This is a genomic window from Asticcacaulis currens (genome assembly GCF_028550395.1).
Lineage (GTDB): Bacteria > Pseudomonadota > Alphaproteobacteria > Caulobacterales > Caulobacteraceae > Asticcacaulis > Asticcacaulis currens.
The window spans coordinates 286,143-306,212 of the sequence record NZ_JAQQKW010000003.1; the positions used below are offsets into that span (position 1 = coordinate 286,143).

The following is a 20,070-nucleotide window of genomic DNA, read 5'->3' on the forward strand; positions in this document are numbered from 1 at the left end:
CTTTTGTTTACAGAATATAGCGGCTGAGGTCGGCGTCGCCCGCCACCTCGCCCAGACGTTCGCGCACATAATCCGCCGTGATAGTCACGGTCTGGCCCGTCTGATCGGCGGCGGTGAAGCTCAGCTCCTCCATCACCCGCTCGATAATGGTGTGCAGGCGGCGCGCGCCGATGTTTTCCACCTTGGCATTGACCTGCGCAGCCGCCGCGGCCATTTCGGCAATCGCCCCGTCTTCGAAGGCCAGCGTCACCCCTTCGGTGGCCATCAGGGCCTGATTTTGTTTGATCAGATTGGCTTCGGGTTCAGATAAAATACGTCGAAAATCGTCCTGTGTCAGGGCCTTCAGCTCGACCCGGATAGGCAGACGCCCCTGAAGCTCCGGCAGCAAATCCGACGGCTTGGCCACATGGAAGGCGCCCGACGCAATGAACAGGATGTGGTCGGTCTTCACCGGTCCATACTTGGTCGAGACCGTCGTCCCTTCGATCAGCGGAAGTAAGTCGCGCTGCACGCCTTCGCGCGACACATCGGCCCCGCCGCGCTCCTGACGCGACGCCACCTTGTCGATCTCATCGAGGAAGACGATGCCTTCATGTTCAGCCAGCGACAGCGCTTCACGCGACACCGCCTCCTGATCGAGCAATTTGTCCGACTCTTCGGACAGCAGGATCGGCTGGGCCGCCGCGACCGTCAGGCGCACGGTCTTTTGCCGCCCGCCCATGGCCTTTTGCAGCATCTCGCCCAGATTGATCTGATTGCCCGGCTGCCCCGGAATCTCGAAGGCCCCGATCGCGCCCCCCGTGTCGGCGACGGTCAGCTCGACCTCCTTGTCGTCAAGCTCGTTATTGCGCAGACGCTTGCGGAAGCTGTCGCGCGTGGCGGGCTGCGCGGCCGGTCCGACCAGCGCGTCCAGCAGGCGTTCTTCGGCCTGCGCCTCGGCCTTGGCACGCACACCCTGACGGCTCTTGTCCTTGACCATCAGGATGGCCGCTTCGACCAGATCACGCACGATCTGATCGACGTCGCGGCCGACATAGCCGACTTCAGTAAACTTGGTCGCCTCAACCTTGATGAACGGGGCCTGAGCCAGTTTGGCCAGACGGCGCGCGATCTCGGTCTTGCCGACGCCCGTCGGCCCAATCATCAGGATATTCTTCGGCGTGATCTCGTCGCGGATGGCCGCGTCGGTCTGCTTGCGCCGCCAGCGGTTACGCAGCGCCACGGCCACGGCCTTTTTGGCATCGGCATGGCCGATAATATGACGGTCGAGTTCGGAGACGATCTCACGCGGTGAAAAGGTGGTCATTTGGCTTTGCATTCCATTAGCAGGCTGGGCCCCCATTCCGGGCTGATCACTTCCCCATATGGGACGAAACCTGCCTTTTGGTAGGCCCGGATGGCGCGGGCATTGTCCGGGTGCGGATCTGTAACGACGCAGGGAGCCCCTTCGGCAAACAGTTGGGCGACGCGCTGACGGATGAAGGCCGTGCCGTGGCCGATACCGACCATGTCCGCCTCGCCGATAATCTGGTCGATGCCGCGCGTCCCCAAGGGGCGATCGAAGAAGTGATGATCGGTATAGAGATGGGGATTATAGTCCTGCATATAGGCAAAAGGCCGGTCATGCAGGCTCACAATCCACGTGTTGAAGTCCGGTTCCTGCAGTATGTCGGCGTCAATAGGCTCCGACGGCCCGCCTGTACCGTCGATCCACCATTGTGCCACATGGGGGCGGGCGATCCAGTCATTGACCAGAGCGATGTCGGCCTCAGTCGGTCGGCGAAACCCGTACATCAGGCGTTCAGTTCCGGTGTGCGCTGCATCAGGACCATGCGGCCGCAGGGCGTCGGGCCGACAGGGACGAAGCCCGCCTTTTCGCTGGCGCGACGCGCGGCGGCGTTGGTCGTTTGGGGGGCCACACGCACGCACAGCGCGCCCTTCTTGAACATGCCGTTGCTGAGTTGGGTCAGGACCTGCGTGCCGATCCCCTCCCCCAGCAGGGCGGCATCGCCGATAAACAGGTCGATCAGAAAGGTGCCCTTCGGCGACTTCGCATGGCAGGGCGTGCCCGGTTCATGATCGGGGTGGCATTCATAGCACTGGGTATAGCCCGCCGGGCGCCCGTTCCAGCTAAAGATCCACGCCGTGGCATTGGCCGCGCCGATATAGGCCAGGGCGTCTTCGACGGCGTCCTCAGCGGTCTGGCCGTCATTGACCCACCACTGGCGCACGTGCGGCGAGGACATCCACAACAGCAGAAGCCCGGCATCGTTATCGGTCAGGGGGCGAAAGGCGATCATACGGTCCTAAAATTCAAAATTGATACTTCTGACGCGCGAAGGTTTCGGAAACCTCATCAAAACGAGGCTGACCACCGCCATGCTGATCACTTTCCGGGTAGGTTTTTTCAAAGTAACGCCCCGTGACGTCATCGTAATGCAGTTCAGACCAGCCGTCGTCAGCAGTGGCCAACTTTCTCACGATTCCAGCTTTTCCAGAGTGACGCTGTGATTGGTATAGACGCAGATATCTCCGGCGATCTGCATGGCCTTGCGCGCGATCACCTCGGCATCAGGCTCATAGTCGAGCAGGGCACGCGCCGCCGACAGGGCATAGGTGCCGCCCGATCCGATGGCCGCCACCCCGTCTTCGGGTTCCAGCACATCACCGACCCCGGTAATGGTCAGGATGTGGTTCCTGTCGCCCACCAGCAGCATGGCCTCAAGGCGGCGCAGATAGCGATCGGTGCGCCAGTCCTTGGCCAGATCGACGCAGGCCCGAGCCAGCTGATCCGGATAGAGTTCCAGCTTGGCCTCCAGCCGCTCCAGCAGGGTGAAGGCATCGGCGGTCGCCCCGGCAAAGCCGACGATCACCTTGCCGCCGGCCAGAGTCCTGACCTTCTTCGCGCCGCCCTTAACGATGGTGGGGCCCATCGAGACCTGACCGTCACCGGCGATGACCGTCTTGCCATTTTTGCGCACGGCGACGATGGTCGTCCCGTGCCAGTTGGGGAAGTTTTTATCCGTCATGACCGTCTAATTGGCGGTTTCTGTGGGGCCTTTCAAGCCCCCGCGGCGTTTTTGCCGGGACAAGTCGTCCAGCATGGGCACAAGGGCAATCAGACCGAGTCCCAGCGACAGAGGCAACACCGTCACAAAGCCCATATGGCTGAAGCCAAACGCCCCCGTAAGCCCGCCTGCCGCAAAGGCCCCCAGAAGCGACACAAGTAACCGCGCCTTCTTCGGATGAAAGCGCGCCCCGGCGTGGGTGGCGTGCCCGAATAGGAAGCGACCGGCCTCTATGCCGAGGTCAGTGATGATCCCCGTCATGTGGGTGGTGCGGATTTCGGCGTGCGACAGCTTGGTCATCAGGCTGTTCTGCAAGCCCATCAGGTAGCACAAAAGCCCGATGGTCAGGGGCAGACTGAGGTTAATATCCCCGATCAGACCCGCAGCCAGCAGACCGAACAGCAGCAGCAACACCGCCTCCAGCCCCAGCGTCAAAGCAAATTCCGAATGCAGCCGCTTCAGCCGCGCCCAGTTGACCAGCAGGCTTGAGGTCACCGCCCCCAGAAAGAAACACAGCACATAGGTGAGCGCCAGAACCGCCGGGCCAAACTTCCCCAGCACCATATCGTCGGCAAAGGAGGCCACCATGCCCGACATGTGCGACGTATAGACGCCGACGGCCAGAAAGCCCCCGGCATTGACCGCCCCGGCGACAAAGGCCAGCGTCACCCCCAGCCGCGCATCGCCCGTTTCCGAGCGCCGTTTGCCGCTGATCTGTCTGAGGGTCCGCCGCATCCAATATCCCTTATATCCTTAAGGGATTATAGGCCGCCGCCCGTTAACGGTAAACGAACAGATGAGGGCTGGCGGGGCGGCACGACGCCCTTTATATCTGAGGTCATGTCCCTGCCCCATGTGCCCCCCGAACTCAGTGACGACGATATTGACCGCTATGCCCGGCACATTGTGCTGAAAGAGGTAGGCGGCATGGGACAACGCCGTCTGAAAGGCGCCAAGGTGCTGATCGTCGGGCTGGGGGGCATAGGGGCCCCGGCGGCGCTTTATCTGGCCGCGGCGGGTATCGGTACGCTGGGCCTGCTCGATGACGACACGGTCAGTCTGTCCAACCTGCAAAGACAGGTCCTGTACGCCACCAATGATGTGGGGGCGCTTAAATCCGAGGTGGCGCAGGCGCGCCTGTCGGCGCTGAATCCGCACGCCGCGCTGAGCCGGCATCCGGTACGGCTGACGCCCGACACTGCGGCGGAGATCATCAGCGGCTATGACATCGTGCTGGATGGTTGCGACAATTTCGAGACGCGGCATCTGGTCAACCGCACCTGTATGGCATTGGGCAAGACGCTGGTGTCCGGCGCGCTGGGGCGGTTCAGCGGTCAGGTGGCGGTGTTCAAAGGGACGCCCTGCTATCAGTGCCTCGTGCCGGAGATACCGCCGGACGCCGAAACCTGTGAGCGCGTCGGCATTGTCGGCGCTCTGGCCGGGATTATTGGTTCGATGAGCGCGCTGGAGGTGATCAAGCTGATCACCGGCGCGGGCGATCCGCTGATCGGCAATCTGCTGATCTTCGACGGGCTGTCGATGACCTCGCGCGTCATTGCCCTGCCGCCGGAGCCGGATTGCCCGGTCTGTGGAGGGGGCCATGTTTGAATTGACTACCGACCAGCAGTTTCTGTTGCCGTTTCTGGGGCATTTCGCGCTGGTGGCCGGGCTCTATATCTGGCTGACCTGGGAGCGCCAGACGGCGCTTCGCAAGGGGGAGATCAAGCCTGCCGCCTTCGTCAACGCCAATGCCGACCCCGAGCGCTCAAAGCGCGTGGCGCGCAACCTGTCCAATCAGTTTGAACTGCCGGTCTTTGCCCTGTTTGCCGCCGCTGTCATCTATCAGTCGGGCCGCATCGAAGCGATCGACATTGCCGCCGCCTGGCTGTTTCTGATCGGGCGGCTCATCCATACGGGCGTTCAGACCCTGACGACGAACGTGCCATTGCGCGGCCTGGTCTTCCTGATCAACTTTGTCGCCGTGGTCATCCTGATGGGGCGCGTGGCGCAGGGGGTGTTTTTATGAAAGCCGCGCTTATTCTGGCGGGCCTGTTGGCCGCCTCCGGTGCACAGGCGCAAACCGTATCCGGCGAAGACCTGTTTGAGCGCTATTGCGCCAGTTGTCACGAAGTGACGGCGGCCAATGGTCAGGGGCCGTCACTCAAGGGCGTGGTCGGCCGCAAGGTGGCCAGCGTGGCGGGCTTTGCCTATTCGCCGGCCCTAAAGGCCGCCGGCGCGAAGGGCCTGCGCTGGGACACCGCGCATCTCGACCGGTTCCTCAGCGATCCGTCAAAGCTCTATCCCGGCACCTACATGCCGCAATCGGTGTCCAAACCCGAAAACCGCGCGGCGATCATCGCGTATCTCAAGGCCCAGTAGAGCCCCCTCCACCCCTTCGGGGTCGCCCTCCCCCGTACGCTTCGCTACAGGGGAGGATGTCAAGCCCATTGGGATACTTCCCAATTAGACATTCCGCACGTTTTCCTGTATAGGCCCCCACTCGCTCCCCGCATCTGTGCCTTTTCTGAGAGTCCCCCCGTGGCCTATACGCTCGACCTGTCCGCCAAACCCGCCGCAAGCGCCAAGGTGAATATCACCGGCCTGACGCGCGATGGCCTGATCGCGGCGCTGAAAGAGTCCGGTGTGGTCGAGGAGCGCAAGGCGAAGATGCGCGCCCAGCAGATCTGGCGCTGGGTGCACCATTACGGCTTCACCGATTTCGACAAGATGACCGATATCGGCAAGGATCAGCGCGGGCCGCTGGCCGAAAAATTCACCCTTGCCCGCCCGGAAGTGGTCGAGCGTCAGGTGTCGAAAGACGGCACGCGCAAGTGGCTGATCCGCATGGCGCCGGGTATCGAGGTCGAAACCGTCTATATCCCGGATGTAGGTCGCTCAGGCGCCCTGTGCGTCTCGTCTCAGGTCGGCTGCACGCTCAACTGCTCCTTCTGCCATACGGGCACGCAGCGTCTGGTGCGTAACCTGACCGCCGCCGAAATCGTGGCGCAGGTACAGGTAGCGCGCGATGATCTGGGGGAATGGCCGTCGCCCAAGGAAGACCGCCGCCTGTCCAATATCGTCTTCATGGGCATGGGCGAGCCGCTGTACAATCTCGACAATGTCGCCGATGCCATCGACATCATTTCGGACAATGAAGGCATCGCCATTTCGCGCCGCCGCATCACGGTTTCGACCTCCGGTGTGGTGCCGGAACTCGACACGCTGGGCAAGCGTACGGCGGCCATGCTGGCCATTTCGCTGCACGCCACCCATGATGAGTTGCGCGACGTACTGGTGCCAGTCAACAAGAAGTACCCGCTGAAAGACCTGATGGCCGCCATCCGCGCCTATCCGGACCTGTCGAACGCGCGGCGCGTCACCTTTGAATATGTGATGCTGAAAGGCGTTAACGACTCACCCGCCGAAGCGCGCGCCCTCATTAATCTGATCAAGGGCATTCCGGCGAAGATCAACCTGATCCCGTTCAACCCCTGGCCGGGCACCGACTATCAATGTTCGGACTGGCGGACCATCGAAGCCTTTGCGGCCATCCTTAACAAGGCCGGCTACGCCTCGCCCATCCGCACGCCGCGCGGGCGCGACATTCTGGCTGCCTGCGGTCAGTTGAAGTCCGAGAGCGAGAAGGTCCGCGCCAGCGCGCTGCGCAAGGCGCAGGTCGAAGGTCTGGCCCAGGTCGAAGACGAAACGCCCCATAATGAGACAGACGCGATCGAAACGGAGCTGCCTTACGGCCATCTGGCCTCCGGCATGTAGTTTTGGGCCTGTGTGGCTATAAAAAACGGTCACATTTTCGGCCTTGATCTTGCAACAACCCCGATACAATACTCCTCGTCCGCTTGGGACGGCGGGTGTAATCGGGGCTTTGATTGGCATGATACCGGATTTCCTCAATCTCGATTTTCTGGTGCCGGACGTTTTGCGTCCGGAGGTGCAGGCCTTTGCCTCCGGCTTCCCCATTACCCTACTGCACGCCGGGGCGACCCTGCTGATGCTGTTCATCGGGGCCTTCATCTATTCGATCCTGACGCCCTATAAAGAAATCCAGCAGATCCGCGACGGTAACTCGGCCGCGGCGGTGGCCTATGGCGGCGTGATCATCGGTCTGGCCGTACCACTGGCAGCGTCGATGGCCGCTTCGACCTCGGTGCGTGAAATTCTGATCTGGGGGGGTGCCACCGTCCTTTTGCAACTGTTCGTCTTCCGTCTGGTGGACTTTCTGCTGGCGGGCCTGCCGCAGCGCATCGACGAAGGCGAGGTTTCCGCCGCCGTGTTGCTGGTGGCGGGTAAGCTGGCCGTCGCCCTGATCCTCGCCGCCGCCGTCGCCGGTTAACCGCAAAGGGGTTTTAGGATGGGCCTGATCCCCGACTGGCTGCTCTACGGTTCGGCAGTGGCGCTGATGGTGATCGTGCCCGGTCGTTGGGCCGACAAATCCATGTCGCCGCCCGCCCCGCCACCGCCCGCGCCCGGCGAAGCGGCCCTCTTCGCCACCTATTCGCCCTTCTCGCATAACGAGATCATCAGCCTGCCGATGATGAACGATATTGATTATCGCGGCACGGCCTTTTCGGTTTCCAAGTCCGGTGAGTGGGTGCTGGCCCGCGAAAGCATCCGCAACTGCCGCTATCCTTTCCTTAATCTGGGTGGCCATCTGGGGGTGCGTATCCGGGTGCAGTATAAGCGCAGCCTCGACAACTATGTGCTGGCCGTCACCGAAAGCGGCGCGCGTCCCCTGCCCTTCGCCGATCCGAAGACGATCAAGCCGGGCATGCGCGGCTTCATGCCGGGTTTTCCGCAGGATCAGGTCGGCGAAGCCACCGGCCGCCTGATCGGGGAAACCCGGCTCAAGACCGGCAAACGCTTTGAGGCGGCAGAGCCCGTTCTGGCCTGGGCCGAGGCCGGACATACCGAGGATGTCTCAGGCAGCCTGAACAAGCTGCTGGGCGGCCCGACCCTCAACGCCCAGTCTCAGGTTATCGGCATCACCCTGAAAACCAAGCCGCGCCGCGGGCGTCTCTATTCCTCGACACCGGCTACTCTGGCCAAGATCGGCAATACGCCGTCGCGTACCTATGATTTCGAGCATGAAGACCTGCTGACGCGCCGCAATTACGGCATCGTCTCCGATACGCTGCGTCGCGATTATCGCGTCGCACAGGTCGGCTGTATTCAAAGCTGACGACCTTATACCTCACCAGCGTGCTGGGGATGGGGACTGCGCCTGAAAGGCGTGGCGGTGGGGCTTTACCTCCTCTGAGACAAATTACGATTTTAACCGCAATATTCGGGACGTGACGCGCGCGGTCATCCGTGTAAGTCTGCACGCATGATCCCCGGTGACCTCGTCCCCCTTGAACGCGCCCACATGACCGCTCTGGCCGAAGCCGACCCGGCGCTGGCGCCACTGTTTGCCACCGTGGGCGACCTCAACTTCCGTCACCGGGCCGACGGCTTCGAAGGCCTGCTGCGCCTGATCGTCGAGCAGCAATTATCGGTTAAGGCCGCCGACGCCATCTGGCAGAAGGTGCGCGGCGGCCTGGCCGAAATGAGCCCGGCCCATCTGCTGGCCCTGTCCGATGAGACCCTGCGCGGGCATGGCCTGTCGCGTCCCAAGGCCAGATATGCGCGCATTCTTGCCAAAGCCGTCCATGACCGGTCGCTCGATTTCGCGCATGTGAGGGGCCTGGAGGCCGAAGCCGCCATCGGCCACCTGACGGCGCTGAAAGGCATAGGGCGCTGGACGGCGGAGGTCTATCTGATGTTCTGCGAAGGCCGCCTCGACATCTTCCCGACCGGTGACATCGCCTTGCGCGAAGCCGTCGGCTGGCTCGACGGCCTTGATGCCCGCCCGGACGAAGCCTATTGTCGCGAGCGTGCCGTGCGCTGGTCGCCCTACCGCTCGGTGGTGTCGCACGCCCTGTGGGGCTGGTACGGCGCGGTCAAGCGGGGGGAGGCGAGCAAAGCGCTCTGAAGGTCCTTACCCGCGGCTTACACCCGGCTGTAGCTGCGCCATATCGCTCTTACGCAAGGCGGGTCTAGGCTCAGCGCTCAACCTATAATGAGACTGGAGCCGAGGCATGGATATCTATAATTACATCAAAAAAGACCACCGCAAGGTCGAGGACCTGATGGAGCAGGTGGTCAATGCCGCTGATGGCGCGACGCGCCTGCGTGTGTTCAATGAGATCAAAAACGAGCTGACGCTCCACGCCAAGAGCGAGGAAGAGACCTTCTACAAGGCCATTCTGGACGCCACGCGCTCAAAAACCGTCGAGCACAAGATGGACCATGCCAATGAAGAGCATGACGAAATCGAAGCCTTCCTGCAGAAGGTGTCCGGCCTGTCGGCCGACAGCGATCAGTGGCTGCTGCATTTCGGCGAACTGAAGCACGCCGTCATGCACCACGTCGAAGAGGAAGAGGGCGAAATCTTCGAAAAGGCCAAGACCTATCTCAGCGCCGATCAGGCCCGCAAGCTGGCCAAGGAAATGGATGCGCTGAAAAAGGACATGATGGCCGGGGCGTAAGGCTTAATCCCAACACCATCTTTCAAAATGGCCTCCCCGTTCTCAGGGGAGGCCATTTCTTTGCGCTCTGTTTTAAAGCCCCGCGCCCTTGACGAGATCGGCCACCACCGACGGATCGGCGAGCGTCGAAATATCGCCGAGGTTCGACACGTCGCGTTCGGCGATCTTGCGCAGGATGCGGCGCATAATCTTGCCGGAGCGCGTCTTGGGCAGGCCCGGCGCCCACTGGATGACGTCCGGTGAGGCGATGGGGCCGATTTCGCGACGCACCCAGTTGCGCAGTTCAGTCTTCAGGGCTTCGGTGGGCTCCACGCCCTTGGTCAGGGTGACATAGCAATAGATGCCTTGCCCCTTAATGTCGTGCGGGAAGCCGACCACAGCGGCTTCGGCGACGCTGTGGTGCGCCACCAGCGCGCTTTCGACCTCGGCCGTGCCCAGACGGTGGCCGGAAACGTTCAGTACGTCATCGACGCGGCCGGTGATCCAGTAATAGCCGTCTTCATCGCGACGCGCGCCATCGCCGGTGAAATACTTGCCGGGATAGGTCGAGAAATAGGTTTCGATAAAGCGCTGATGATCGCCAAAGACCGAGCGCATCTGACCCGGCCACGAATCGCAGATACACAGATTGCCTTCGGTCGCCCCGCTCAGTTCCTTACCTTCATTATCGACCAGACAGGCCTCAATCCCCGGCAGGGGGCGGGTGGCCGAACCGGGCTTCAAGGCCGTCGCCCCCGGTACCGGGGTGATCAGGTGACCGCCGGTTTCGGTCTGCCACCAGGTATCGACGATAGGGCAGTTTTCGTTGCCGACCACGCGATGATACCACAGCCAGGCTTCGGGGTTGATCGGCTCACCCACCGAACCCAGCAGGCGCAGCGACTTGCGCGAGGTCTTAAGCACCGGCGCATCGCCTTCGCGCATCAGGGCGCGGATGGCCGTCGGCGCGGTGTAGAAGGTCGTCACCTGATGCTTGTCGATCACTTCCCAGAAGCGCGACACGGTGGGGTAGTTGGGCACGCCTTCGAAGATCAGCGAGGTGGCCGCATTGGCCAGCGGGCCATAGACGACGTAGGAATGGCCCGTCACCCAACCGACATCGGCGGTGCACCAATAGACATCGCCTTCATGCCAGTCGAACACGGTTTTGAACGTATAGGCTGCCCAGGCGAGGTAGCCGCCCGTGGTGTGCAGCACACCCTTCGGCTTGCCCGTCGAACCCGACGTATAGAGGATAAACAGAGGGTCTTCGGCATTCATCGGCTCGGCCGGGCAGTCGGCGCTTACACCTTCCAGCTCCGGATCGACGCACAGGTCGCGCCCGTCATGGCTCAGCGAGCAGCCATTGCCGGTGACGAAGACGTGCTTCACGCCGGGGCATTGCAGCAGGGCGAGGTCGGTATTGGCCTTGAGCGGCACCGACTTGCCGCCGCGACGGCCTTCGATGGTGGTGACCACGTATTCCGACTGACAGTCATTGATACGCCCGGCCAGGCTGTCGGGCGAAAAGCCGCCAAACACCACCGAATGCACCGCCCCGATACGCGCGCAGGCCAGCATGAAATAGGCCGCTTCCGGCACCATGGGCATATAGATGGTGACGCGGTCGCCCTTTTTGACACCGTATTTTTTCAAAAGGTTGGCGCGCTTGCCTACCGCCTCGGCCAGTTGGCCATAGGTGACGGTGTAGGACTCGTTAGGCTCATCGCCTTCGAAAATAAAGGCCACCGTATCGGCCTTGTGCGGCAGATGGCGGTCGATGCAGTTGGCCGCGACGTTCAGTTGCCCGTCGTGATACCAGCGGATGCGGAAGTCTTCGCGGTTGAAGGACACGTCCTTGACCTGCGTGAAGGGCTTGATCCAGTCGAGCGCTTCGCCCAGTTGCCGCCAGTGAGCCCACGGGTCGGACTTGACCAGATCGCGCTGCGCCTGAAGCGCCGCCGCCGTCACGCTGTTTGCGCGCGGATAGGTCGCCGGCACGGGAAAGAGAGTCGTATTGTTCAGCGTATCAACCGTCATGGCGTCCTCACACATCTTCTTGCTTATCTTGCCGTAGAGATAAGACTGATCCACGGCCCTGTCGAGCCAGCCAACCACAATTTGCGCGGCAGGGAAACTTGGCAATAGGTCGTATATTGGTTATGCAATGTGGATCATTTTTGTGACCATTTTGAAGGACTAGCTGTGCATCTCGCCTTTTCCACATGGCCGGAAATCGAAGCCCGTCTGAAGACCTCGAAGACGGTGATCATTCCCATCGGTTCCAACGAACAGCACGGCCCGATGGGGCTTTTGGGGACCGACTGGCTGTGCCCGGAAATCATCGCCCATGCGGCGGAGAAGCAAGGCGATATTCTGGTCGCGCCGACCTTCAATATCGGCATGGCGCAGCACCATCTGGGCTTTGCGGGTACCATTTCCTTGCGCCCTTCGACCTTTATGGCGGCCATCGAAGACTGGGTGAAGTCGCTGGGGCGGCATGGCTTTGAGCGCATCTATTTCCTCAATGGCCACGGCGGCAATGTCGCCTCGATCGAAGCGGCCTTTTCGGAAATCTATAGCCAGTGGTCATGGCAGGGCGTGCGCTGCCCCTTCGCGCTGAAACTGTCGAACTGGTGGGATTTGCCGGGCATTTCGCCTCTGTGCGCCCGCCTCTTCCCCACCGGGCACGGCAGCCACGCCACGCCGTCGGAAATCGCCCTGACCTGGGCCGCCTATCCGCAGGCCGTGCGCGACCTGACGATGGACCCGCCGATTGCGCCCACCGGCCCGATCCGCGACGCACTTGATTATCGCGCGCGCTTCACTGACGGCCGCATCGGCGCAGACTCATCACTGGCCACGCAGGCGCTGGGGCAGCAGATTCTGGAAGCGGCGGTTCCGGCCCTGCTGAAAGATATTGCCAAGTTTGAGGCTGAGGAACGGCCCTGACTACAGATGCGTTTCGACATCCATGCGTTGATGCAGGATGCGAACAATGTCGAGCCCATCGTTCAGGCGAAAATAGATGATGTGCGACCCACAGGCATATTTGAGATAGCCTGTCCGCACATTCACGGGTTTGCCCTTACGGCGGCCTGCCGCCAGATCATCGAAGGCGGCGGCGATTAAGAGTGTATAACGATCCGCCTGATCCGCCGACCATTGACGGCGGCTGTATAGCCAGATGTCGCGCAGGTCGGCTTGTGCGGCCGGCCGAAGGCTGTACGCCTCAGCCATGTTCGGCGCGCATTTGCTTCAGGAAAGCGTCACTATCGAAGGCTTCAGGGGGACCGGATTGTTCGCCCTCAATCAGAGCCTGTTGCAGCGCCTTGACCTTGGCCTCATGTTCCTCAAGCAGCCTCAGTCCGGCACGCACCACTTCGGTAGCAGACCCATAGCGGCCTTCTTCAAGCTGCGTTGCAATAAAGCCGGTGAAATGGTCACCCAGAGATATGGAGGTTGTGCGTGCCATGGTCAGGCTCCTTCTGTGCTAAATATTAGCACAGCGCGACTAAACCGTCACCACCTCATCGTCGCGGCGTTCGACCGGCCACGGAGTGAGGTGCTCACCGGCGCAGGGGCCGCCGATGCAAAGGCCGCTGTCTTTCAGAAACGACGCGCCGTGCCAGCGGCAGAGGATCACGTCCTGCTCGCGCGTCTGATAATCGCTTTCTTCCTGATCGCCCCCCAGCAGCATCCCGTTGTGCGGGCACGCATCGACATAGCCGCGCGGCAAATAGTCATCGAGGATGACAAACCCCTCAAATCCGTCCTGACGATAGAGGACGGTGCCGGTTACCTGAAGCTCAGCCCAGGTGCAGATAACGGTGCCGGGAGGCGGTCTCACCGTTCGGTCTTCAGGGGACGCGACATCAGATCGCCGATGGCCTTATCGACACTGGCTTCGCCCGACAGGATGGTCGCCACCATGTTGCAGATCGGCAGATCGACACCCAGCTTTTCGCCCAGATGCTTGACCGCCGGGGCCGATTCCACTCCTTCGGCGACCGAAATCTTGCCTTCCAGCGCCTGAGCCAGAGTCTGCCCGCCACCGAGGGCCAGACCGACGCTCATATTGCGCGATTGCGGCGACGAGCACGACAGGACCAGATCACCCATGCCGCACAGACCGCTCAGCGTCTCGGCCTTCGCCCCCAGCGCCACGGCCAGACGGGTCATTTCGGCAAAACCGCGCGTAATCAGGGCGGCGTGCGCCGAACGCCCCAGTCCCTTACCTTCGGAAATACCACAGGCAATGGCCAGAACGTTTTTCAGCGCCCCCCCCGCCTCAGCGCCGATCATGTCGTCGATCAGATAGGGGCGGAAGGTCTGCGTCGCCAAAGTCGTCGAAATCTGCGCCCCCAGCTCGGCATCCTTGCAGGCCAGCGTCACCGCCGTGGGCAGGCCGCGCGCCACTTCGGCGGCGAAGGACGGCCCGGACAACACAGCCGCGCGCGCCTGCGGCAGGGTGGCGGCCAGCACCTCGTTCATCAGGCAGTCCGTGCCGCGCTCAACCCCCTTGGCGCACAGGACGATGGGCAGGCCGTCGCGCACATGCGGCGCAAAGGCCTTCAGCGAGGCGCGCATATGCTGCGCCGGCGGCACGGCCAGAATCAAATCGCAGTCGCCCAGATCGGCCAGATCGGCGGTCGCCTTTACCTGCGGCAGCAGCTCCCGGCCCGGCAGATAGAGGTGATTGAGGTGCTGAGCATTGATCGACTCGGCGACTTCCGGCTCACGGCACTGGATCAAGACCTCGCGCCCGGCCCGCGCGGCGACCTGCGCCAGCGCCGTACCCCATGCCCCTGCCCCGATGATTCCAACCTTGTCAAAGGCTTTGGCGTGCACGAATTGGGTCAAGCCTTGGCTCCCTTGCGTCCCGAAAACTTATGTATGGGTGCACTGAGCGCACGGCGCTCGTCAAGGGGCCAGCGTGGCCGCGCCAGCGCCGACAGTCCATCATGCACCTGTTTGTCCCCATCATAATCGGCCGCCGCCCGCATCAGCGCAAAGCGTTCCAGCCCGGCCAGCGCGATCATGGCCGCATTGTCGGTGCAGTAGGCAAGCGGCGGGGCCACGAATTCAAACCCCTCCTTTTGCGCCAGTGCCGACAGCTCAGACCGCACCGTTTTGTTGGCCGCCACGCCGCCCGCGACGACAAAGGCCGGGCTATCCCCCCCATGTTCAGCCTTGAAGGCGCGCATGGCGCGGGCGGAACGTTCGACCAGTTGCCGCGCAATCGCCGCCTGCACCGAGGCGCACAGATCGGCGCGATCCTGCGGCGTCTTTACCTGCTCCATAGCGATCTTGGCGGCGGCGGTTTTCAACCCCGAATAGGAAAAATCGCAGTCCTTGCGTCCCAAAAGCGCGCGCGGCAGGGTAAAGCGCGCGGCATCGCCCTTCGCCGCCTCGGCCTCCAGCGCAGGGCCGCCGGGATAGCCCAGCCCCAGAGTCTTGGCGATCTTGTCGAAGGCCTCGCCCGCCGCATCGTCGATCGTGGTCCCCAGACGCTCATAATCGCCGACGCCGCGCACGTGGAGCAACTGACAATGGCCACCGGAGACCAGCAGCAGCAGGAAGGGAAACGGCACATCGTGCGTCAGACGTACGGACAGGGCATGACCTTCGAGGTGATTGACCCCGATCAGCGGCAAACCGCGCGACAGGGCAAAGCCCTTGGCAAAGCTCAACCCCACCATCACCCCGCCGATCAGCCCCGGCCCCGCCGTGGCCGCCACCGCGTCAATCGCGTCCACCCCGACGCCCTTTTCAGCGGCCTCAGCGAGCGCCAGGCGCGCCAGATCGTCGATGGTTTCGACGTGGCTACGCGCCGCGATTTCCGGCACGACGCCACCATAGACGGCGTGCTTGACCACCTGAGAGTGGATGACCGAAGACAGGACTTCGACCGCGCCGTCATCGCCCCGCCGCACCACGGCGACCGCGGTTTCGTCGCAGCTCGATTCGACACCCAAAACGCAAAGAGACATTACATATCCTTATCTCTCGCTGCCTTGCGGAGAGAGGGGTTACCTGAAAAGGCCAAATGGCCGCAGGTCAAGGGGCTTGCAAGCCGCAGGGCGAAATTTTAGGGAAGAGACATAGCAACCCGAAGGCTAAGTTATGACCCCACTTCTGAAAATCGGTACGCGCGGTTCGCGGCTGGCCACCACCCAATGCGGCTGGGTTCAGCGTCAGATCGTCACCGCGCTGGGTCACGACCCGGCCCTGTCGCATGAGGTTGCGCCGCTGGTCATCATCACCACGCAGGGCGACCGCATTCAGGACCGCCGCCTGATCGAAGCCGGCGGCAAGCAGTTGTTCACCAAGGAGATTGAGGACGCGCTTCTGAATGGCGACGTCGATGTCGCCGTCCATTCGCTGAAGGACATGCCCGCCGAGGATATTCCCGGCCTCAGCCTGTGCGCCTTTCCGGTGCGCGAAGACCCGCGCGACGCCTTTGTGTCGATCAACTACCGCCGCCTCGAAGACCTGCCGCAAGGCGCAAAGCTCGGCACCGCCTCACTGCGGCGGCAGGCGCAGGCCCTGGCCGTGCGGCCGGACCTTGAGGTCGTCATGCTGCGCGGCAATGTCGATACGCGCCTGTCGAAGCTGGAGGCCGGGCATTGCGACGCCATCCTGCTGGCGGCGGCGGGCCTGAAACGCATGGGGCTTGAAGCGCATATCAAGTCCTATATCGACCCCGACCTGTTCCCCTGTGCCCCCGGCCAAGGCGCGCTGGCCGTACAATGCCGCACCGCCGACCTGGATCAGGAATGGATCAAGCGCCTGCACCACGTCGAAACGCACCTGCAGATTTCGGCCGAACGCGGCGCGCTGGTGGCGCTCGAAGCCTCGTGCCGCACGGCTGTCGGGGCCTATGCGAAGATCGAAAGCGACGGGCTCACCCTGTTTGTTGAGGCCCTGACGGCCGATGGCCGCACGCGCTGGCAAAGGCGCGAAACGATCAGCGCGCCAACGGTGGAATCGGCGCACGCTCTGGGCCTGCGTCTGGGGCAGTCTATCCGCGATGAGGCCGGCGACCGGCTGATCCAATACACAGGCTGATTTTTTAGCATTCTGCGTTTAGTAAAAAGGCACGGCCATAAAAAGCGCCCGACCGGGCGTCGGCGCCCCTGCGCCGCCCCCCAATTATTTTAGATGTCGGGCCCGAACGCAGTGAGGTAGCCGTGAGCGAATTAATATGGATTACCCGAACGGAGCCGCAGGCCAGCGTCACGACGCGGGCGCTGCGGGCGCGCGGCTTTGAGGTGATCAATGACCCGCTGCTTGAGGTCGAATCCTTAAACCCCGACATCGACGTGGCGCGCTTCGCCCATATTGTCGCCACCTCGATCAATGGCCTGAAAGCCTTTACGCGCCAATACGCGACGCGGCATCAGACGGTGTGGGCCGTCGGCGACGCCACCGCCCGCGAAGCGCGTGAGGCTGGCTTCCATACCGTGCATAGCGCCCGTGGCGATGTCGAAGACCTGATCCGCCTGCTGAAAGCTGAGGCCCCGCAAGGCCCCCTCCTCTACCCGCAACCCGAAACCCCGACGCGTGACCTGACTGCGGCCCTGTCCGGGTTCGACCTGCACCCGGTCCTCTTCTATCGCACCGTGGTGCGCGACGCCCCTGACGCCAGAGCGCAAATGGCGGCGATCACCCATATCCTGCTCTATTCACCGCGCGGGGCGCAGGCCTGCGCCCCCTATCTGAGCGGTGCGACGGCGCGGGTCCTCTGCATCTCAGAGGCCACCGCCCAACGCTTGCGCGAACACCTCAATTTCACTGGAAATTTACCCTCTGCGGGCCTAAACATAGAGGTAGCGGCCTCTCCGGATGAAGAGGCCCTGTTCGCCAGGCTCTAAAACCCACGGACCGCCATGACCGACGACTTCGCCCCGAACCCGATCCCCGCTGCGGCGGAGCCGGAAAAGACCCGTTGGGGGCGCGGCCCGCTGATCATCGCCTTTGCCTTTCCCATCGTCTTTGTGCTGCTGGCGCTGGGGGTGCTGGGCTTTGCGGTCTATAAGGAGCACCTGAGCGCCCCGCAAAAGACCGTGGCCGGCTCTTTCGACCCCGCAGCGGTGGCCAAGGACAGCGAAAAAGACTCCGAAATCGCCCGCCTGACCGCCGAACTGAACGCCCTGCGCGTGCGTCAGGCGCAGGCCGCCGTCGAAACCCCGCAAGCCCCCACCTATGCCGACCCAACGGCCCTAAACCGCCTGTCCGAGCGCCTCGATCGCCTTGAGGCCAATCAGCGTCTGCTGATTCAGGCCGCCGCTGCCGCCACTTCCGCGTCGGGCCTGCAACAGGCGGCCAAGGGCTCTCAGCCGTTCCTTTCCGAACTGGCCGACGTTGAAAAGAGCCTGACTGACACGGTGATGGTCGCGCCGCTTCGGCCTCTGGCGCAAAAGGGCGTGCCCAGCGAAATCGCGCTAGCCCTCAGCTTTCCGGCCTATGCCGCCAAGGCCCGCACCGCCGCCAGCGCCAAGACCGACGACAGCTTCCTGACGCGCCTGACCAATGCGCTCAGCGGCATGATCAGCATACGCCGCATCGACGGCGCGGCACGAGGCCCGGATGCGCTGCTGCTTCAGGCGCAGGGCCGTCTGGATCAGGGCGATCTTAACGGCGCGCTGACCGTCCTATCCACCCTGCCCCCGACCTCGCAAGCCGCGCTCAAGCCGTGGATGACCGAGGCGCGCAACCGCGTGCTGGTCGATACCACCACGCGCCGCATCACGGTCGAGGCCTTAAGCCGCCTCAGTCAGGCCAATTACAGCACGGCCAACGGCGCAGACGTCAGCGCCGACGCCAGCGGCCCCGCCAAGGACGGCATCACGCTTCAGCCGGAGCACGGCCTGTGATCCGCACGCTTCTGATTCTGCTCAGCATCCTTACCCTGATTGCCGTCGCCTTTGCCGCCGCCGGTGACCCCGGCACGGCGACATTGATCTGGCTCGGCTACCGCATCGACACCCCGGCGGCCGCGGCCGTCATTGCCATCGGTCTGCTGGCCTTCGCGGCCGTGTGCTTCTGGAACCTCGTCCTGTGGATGTCGCGCGCCCCGCAGCGCGCCGAACGCCAGCGCGCCGCCGCCCGCCGTCGGCAGGGCGAAGAGACCCTCACACGTGGCTTCGTCGCCGTTGTGTCCGGCGATGGGGCCGAAGCCCGCCGTCAGGCGATCAAGGCCGTGGATGTGCACGACAATGTGGCGCTGGTGCGCATCCTCAACGCCTTGGCCGCCGAAACCGCCCAAGACCCGGTCGCCACCCGCGCCGCTTGGACGGCCATGCTCAGTGTGCCGGAGTTGAAACTCGCCGGCCTGCGCGGCCTGATGACCCTCGCCATTTCCGAAGGCGACCGCGCCGAGGCCATCCGTCTCGCCGCCGAAGGCTACAACCAGCCCAAGCCCGCCATGTGGGCCTTCAAAACCTTGTTCGAAGCGCGCTCGACCGCCGGCGAATGGGCCGAAGCGCTCGATCTGGTCGAAGGGGCGCTGAACCGCAAGCTGGTCTCGCCGCTGTTTGCCGAACGCGCGCGCGCCGCCCTGATGGCCGCCTCCGCTGCGCATCTGGAAACTGCCCCTGAGGCACAGATCCGCGAACAGGCGCTTGATTACGCCGTGCGCGCCGCCAAGCTCCAGCCCATGTTCGCGCCCGGTGCGGTCATTGCCGCGCGCCTGCTGGCCGCCCATAACAAGCTCGGCCGCGCCGAAGACGTGCTGGAAGCCGCCTATGCCGCTCAGCCGCACCCGGCCATCTGGCTGGCCTATCGCGACCTCGTCAACGATGAAACGCCGAAGGACCGCGCCCGCCGCCTGCAAGGTCTGATCGACCGCAACCCGCAGCATCGCGAAAGCCGCCTGCTGGAGGTCGAACGCGCCGTCTTGAGCGGTGTGCGCGCGGATATCGACCGCGCCACGGCAGCCCTTGAGGATGAGCTGACCGAGGAGCGCCTGACGCGCCGCCTGTGCGGTCTGATGGCCAAGGCGGCTCTGGCCGTGCAGGACGTGGACGGGGCGCGCGGCTGGGTGGCCAAGGCCTCTCTGGCCAGGGCCGAGCCCGACTGGTCCGACCTTGACCCAGAGGGGAAGGCCTTTGCCTATACGGCGTCCGACTGGACGACGCTGGTCCTGACCTATGCCGAAACGGGGGCTTTGGCGCACCCGCGCCATGAACGCGCCGAAAAGGGTCTGCCCGACGTGCCCGACATGCCGACGCGCTACGTGCCGTCCATGCCCTTCGTCAAGGCGGCGCAGAAAAAGTCGGGCCCCGCCCCCCTGCCCGACAATCTGGCCCTCAGCCCGGATGGATACGACGCGGCCATTGCCGGACACGACCTCGATGAGGCCGAAGTCGCCCCGCCTGCCCCCAAACCCCGCGCCCGCAAGACAAAACCCACAAAATAATTGCCGTCGCGGGCGCTTTGGGGCCTTGCCAAACCGCTATGGGAGCCTGTAAACA

The 20,070-nt window shown here is 63.3% G+C and carries 25 protein-coding genes; 13 read left to right on the plus strand and 12 right to left on the minus strand.

Annotation, left to right across the window (positions count from 1 at the left end; translation table 11 throughout):
- Positions 1–7 precede the first annotated feature (7 nt).
- From hslU to PQU94_RS06800, 6 genes are read right to left on the minus strand one after another with little or no spacing between them, the layout of a single operon-like run.
- Positions 8–1,306, minus strand: coding sequence for an ATP-dependent protease ATPase subunit HslU (gene hslU / locus PQU94_RS06775; protein WP_272740707.1), 1,299 nt, complete (start codon positions 1,304–1,306; stop codon positions 8–10).
- The gene (locus tag PQU94_RS06780; protein ID WP_272740708.1) at positions 1,303–1,794 is read right to left on the minus strand and encodes a GNAT family N-acetyltransferase; all 492 of its coding nucleotides are present in this window, start codon (positions 1,792–1,794) and stop codon (positions 1,303–1,305) included. Before PQU94_RS06780 ends, hslU begins: the two co-directional genes overlap by 4 nt.
- Positions 1,794–2,300: a GNAT family N-acetyltransferase gene (locus PQU94_RS06785; RefSeq protein ID WP_272740709.1), complete on the minus strand. Its 507-nt coding sequence runs from the start codon at positions 2,298–2,300 to the stop codon at positions 1,794–1,796. Before PQU94_RS06785 ends, PQU94_RS06780 begins: the two co-directional genes overlap by 1 nt.
- Positions 2,301–2,313: 13 nt before the next feature.
- The gene (locus tag PQU94_RS06790) at positions 2,314–2,481 is read right to left on the minus strand and encodes an Imm27 family immunity protein (protein ID WP_272740710.1); all 168 of its coding nucleotides are present in this window, start codon (positions 2,479–2,481) and stop codon (positions 2,314–2,316) included.
- On the minus strand, positions 2,478–3,029 hold the full coding sequence (hslV, locus tag PQU94_RS06795) for an ATP-dependent protease subunit HslV (RefSeq protein ID WP_272740711.1): 552 nt from the start codon (positions 3,027–3,029) through the stop codon (positions 2,478–2,480). The genes PQU94_RS06790 and hslV overlap by 4 nt, the downstream gene beginning before the upstream one ends.
- 6 nt (positions 3,030–3,035) lie before the next feature.
- A complete protein-coding gene (locus PQU94_RS06800) occupies positions 3,036–3,803 on the minus strand; it encodes a YoaK family protein (protein WP_272740712.1) in 768 nt (255 codons plus the stop codon).
- Positions 3,804–3,908: 105 nt separating this feature from the next.
- On the opposite strand from PQU94_RS06800, the gene PQU94_RS06805 reads away from it, so the two are divergent.
- The 8 genes from PQU94_RS06805 (at position 3,909) to PQU94_RS06840 (ending at position 9,613) form a co-directional block, all read left to right on the plus strand.
- Entirely contained in the window at positions 3,909–4,676 is a 768-nt protein-coding gene (locus tag PQU94_RS06805; RefSeq protein WP_272740713.1) for a HesA/MoeB/ThiF family protein, read from the plus strand.
- On the plus strand, positions 4,669–5,094 hold the full coding sequence (locus PQU94_RS06810; RefSeq protein ID WP_272740714.1) for an MAPEG family protein: 426 nt from the start codon (positions 4,669–4,671) through the stop codon (positions 5,092–5,094). The genes PQU94_RS06805 and PQU94_RS06810 overlap by 8 nt, the downstream gene beginning before the upstream one ends.
- Positions 5,091–5,447 carry a c-type cytochrome gene (locus tag PQU94_RS06815; protein ID WP_272740715.1) on the plus strand — a complete coding sequence of 119 codons (357 nt, stop codon included), beginning with the start codon at positions 5,091–5,093 and terminating at the stop codon, positions 5,445–5,447. The genes PQU94_RS06810 and PQU94_RS06815 overlap by 4 nt, the downstream gene beginning before the upstream one ends.
- A 159-nt stretch (positions 5,448–5,606) precedes the next feature.
- Positions 5,607–6,842 (plus strand): dual-specificity RNA methyltransferase RlmN, encoded by a 1,236-nt coding sequence (gene rlmN / locus PQU94_RS06820; RefSeq protein WP_272740716.1) that lies wholly within the window; start codon positions 5,607–5,609, stop codon positions 6,840–6,842.
- A gap of 118 nt (positions 6,843–6,960) precedes the next feature.
- On the plus strand, positions 6,961–7,419 hold the full coding sequence (locus PQU94_RS06825; protein ID WP_272740717.1) for a DUF350 domain-containing protein: 459 nt from the start codon (positions 6,961–6,963) through the stop codon (positions 7,417–7,419).
- Positions 7,420–7,437: 18 nt separating this feature from the next.
- A complete protein-coding gene (locus PQU94_RS06830; protein WP_272740718.1) occupies positions 7,438–8,265 on the plus strand; it encodes a peptidase in 828 nt (275 codons plus the stop codon).
- A gap of 147 nt (positions 8,266–8,412) precedes the next feature.
- Complete coding sequence (locus PQU94_RS06835) at positions 8,413–9,057, plus strand: DNA-3-methyladenine glycosylase family protein (RefSeq protein ID WP_272740719.1); 645 nt, start codon at positions 8,413–8,415, stop codon at positions 9,055–9,057.
- Between the two features lie 106 nt (positions 9,058–9,163).
- The gene (locus PQU94_RS06840) at positions 9,164–9,613 is read left to right on the plus strand and encodes a hemerythrin domain-containing protein (RefSeq protein ID WP_272740720.1); all 450 of its coding nucleotides are present in this window, start codon (positions 9,164–9,166) and stop codon (positions 9,611–9,613) included.
- 72 nt (positions 9,614–9,685) lie between these two features.
- Here the strand turns inward: PQU94_RS06840 and acs are convergent, their stop codons facing one another.
- Positions 9,686–11,632: an acetate--CoA ligase gene (gene acs / locus PQU94_RS06845; RefSeq protein WP_272740875.1), complete on the minus strand. Its 1,947-nt coding sequence runs from the start codon at positions 11,630–11,632 to the stop codon at positions 9,686–9,688.
- Between the two features lie 165 nt (positions 11,633–11,797).
- Here acs and PQU94_RS06850 point away from each other — a divergent pair, with 165 nt between their 5' ends.
- Complete coding sequence (locus tag PQU94_RS06850; protein WP_272740721.1) at positions 11,798–12,544, plus strand: creatininase family protein; 747 nt, start codon at positions 11,798–11,800, stop codon at positions 12,542–12,544.
- On the opposite strand, the gene PQU94_RS06855 is transcribed toward PQU94_RS06850, so the two are convergent.
- The 5 genes from PQU94_RS06855 to tsaD are packed head-to-tail and all read right to left on the minus strand — an operon-like array spanning position 12,545 to position 15,585.
- Positions 12,545–12,832: a type II toxin-antitoxin system RelE/ParE family toxin gene (locus PQU94_RS06855; protein ID WP_272740722.1), complete on the minus strand. Its 288-nt coding sequence runs from the start codon at positions 12,830–12,832 to the stop codon at positions 12,545–12,547. It abuts the gene before it with no gap.
- Positions 12,825–13,067 (minus strand): type II toxin-antitoxin system ParD family antitoxin, encoded by a 243-nt coding sequence (locus tag PQU94_RS06860; RefSeq protein ID WP_272740723.1) that lies wholly within the window; start codon positions 13,065–13,067, stop codon positions 12,825–12,827. Before PQU94_RS06860 ends, PQU94_RS06855 begins: the two co-directional genes overlap by 8 nt.
- Before the next feature lie 39 nt (positions 13,068–13,106).
- Entirely contained in the window at positions 13,107–13,442 is a 336-nt protein-coding gene (locus PQU94_RS06865; RefSeq protein ID WP_272740724.1) for a Rieske (2Fe-2S) protein, read from the minus strand.
- On the minus strand, positions 13,439–14,455 hold the full coding sequence (locus PQU94_RS06870; RefSeq protein ID WP_272740725.1) for an NAD(P)H-dependent glycerol-3-phosphate dehydrogenase: 1,017 nt from the start codon (positions 14,453–14,455) through the stop codon (positions 13,439–13,441). Before PQU94_RS06870 ends, PQU94_RS06865 begins: the two co-directional genes overlap by 4 nt.
- A complete protein-coding gene (gene tsaD, locus PQU94_RS06875; RefSeq protein WP_272740726.1) occupies positions 14,452–15,585 on the minus strand; it encodes a tRNA (adenosine(37)-N6)-threonylcarbamoyltransferase complex transferase subunit TsaD in 1,134 nt (377 codons plus the stop codon). The genes PQU94_RS06870 and tsaD overlap by 4 nt, the downstream gene beginning before the upstream one ends.
- Before the next feature lie 133 nt (positions 15,586–15,718).
- On the opposite strand from tsaD, the gene hemC reads away from it, so the two are divergent.
- The 4 genes from hemC (at position 15,719) to PQU94_RS06895 (ending at position 20,015) form a co-directional block, all read left to right on the plus strand.
- Complete coding sequence (hemC, locus tag PQU94_RS06880) at positions 15,719–16,663, plus strand: hydroxymethylbilane synthase (RefSeq protein WP_272740727.1); 945 nt, start codon at positions 15,719–15,721, stop codon at positions 16,661–16,663.
- Positions 16,664–16,785: 122 nt separating this feature from the next.
- A complete protein-coding gene (locus PQU94_RS06885; RefSeq protein ID WP_272740728.1) occupies positions 16,786–17,469 on the plus strand; it encodes a uroporphyrinogen-III synthase in 684 nt (227 codons plus the stop codon).
- A gap of 15 nt (positions 17,470–17,484) precedes the next feature.
- Complete coding sequence (locus PQU94_RS06890; protein ID WP_272740729.1) at positions 17,485–18,471, plus strand: COG4223 family protein; 987 nt, start codon at positions 17,485–17,487, stop codon at positions 18,469–18,471.
- Complete coding sequence (locus PQU94_RS06895) at positions 18,468–20,015, plus strand: heme biosynthesis protein HemY (RefSeq protein ID WP_272740730.1); 1,548 nt, start codon at positions 18,468–18,470, stop codon at positions 20,013–20,015. The genes PQU94_RS06890 and PQU94_RS06895 overlap by 4 nt, the downstream gene beginning before the upstream one ends.
- Positions 20,016–20,070: the final 55 nt, after the last annotated feature.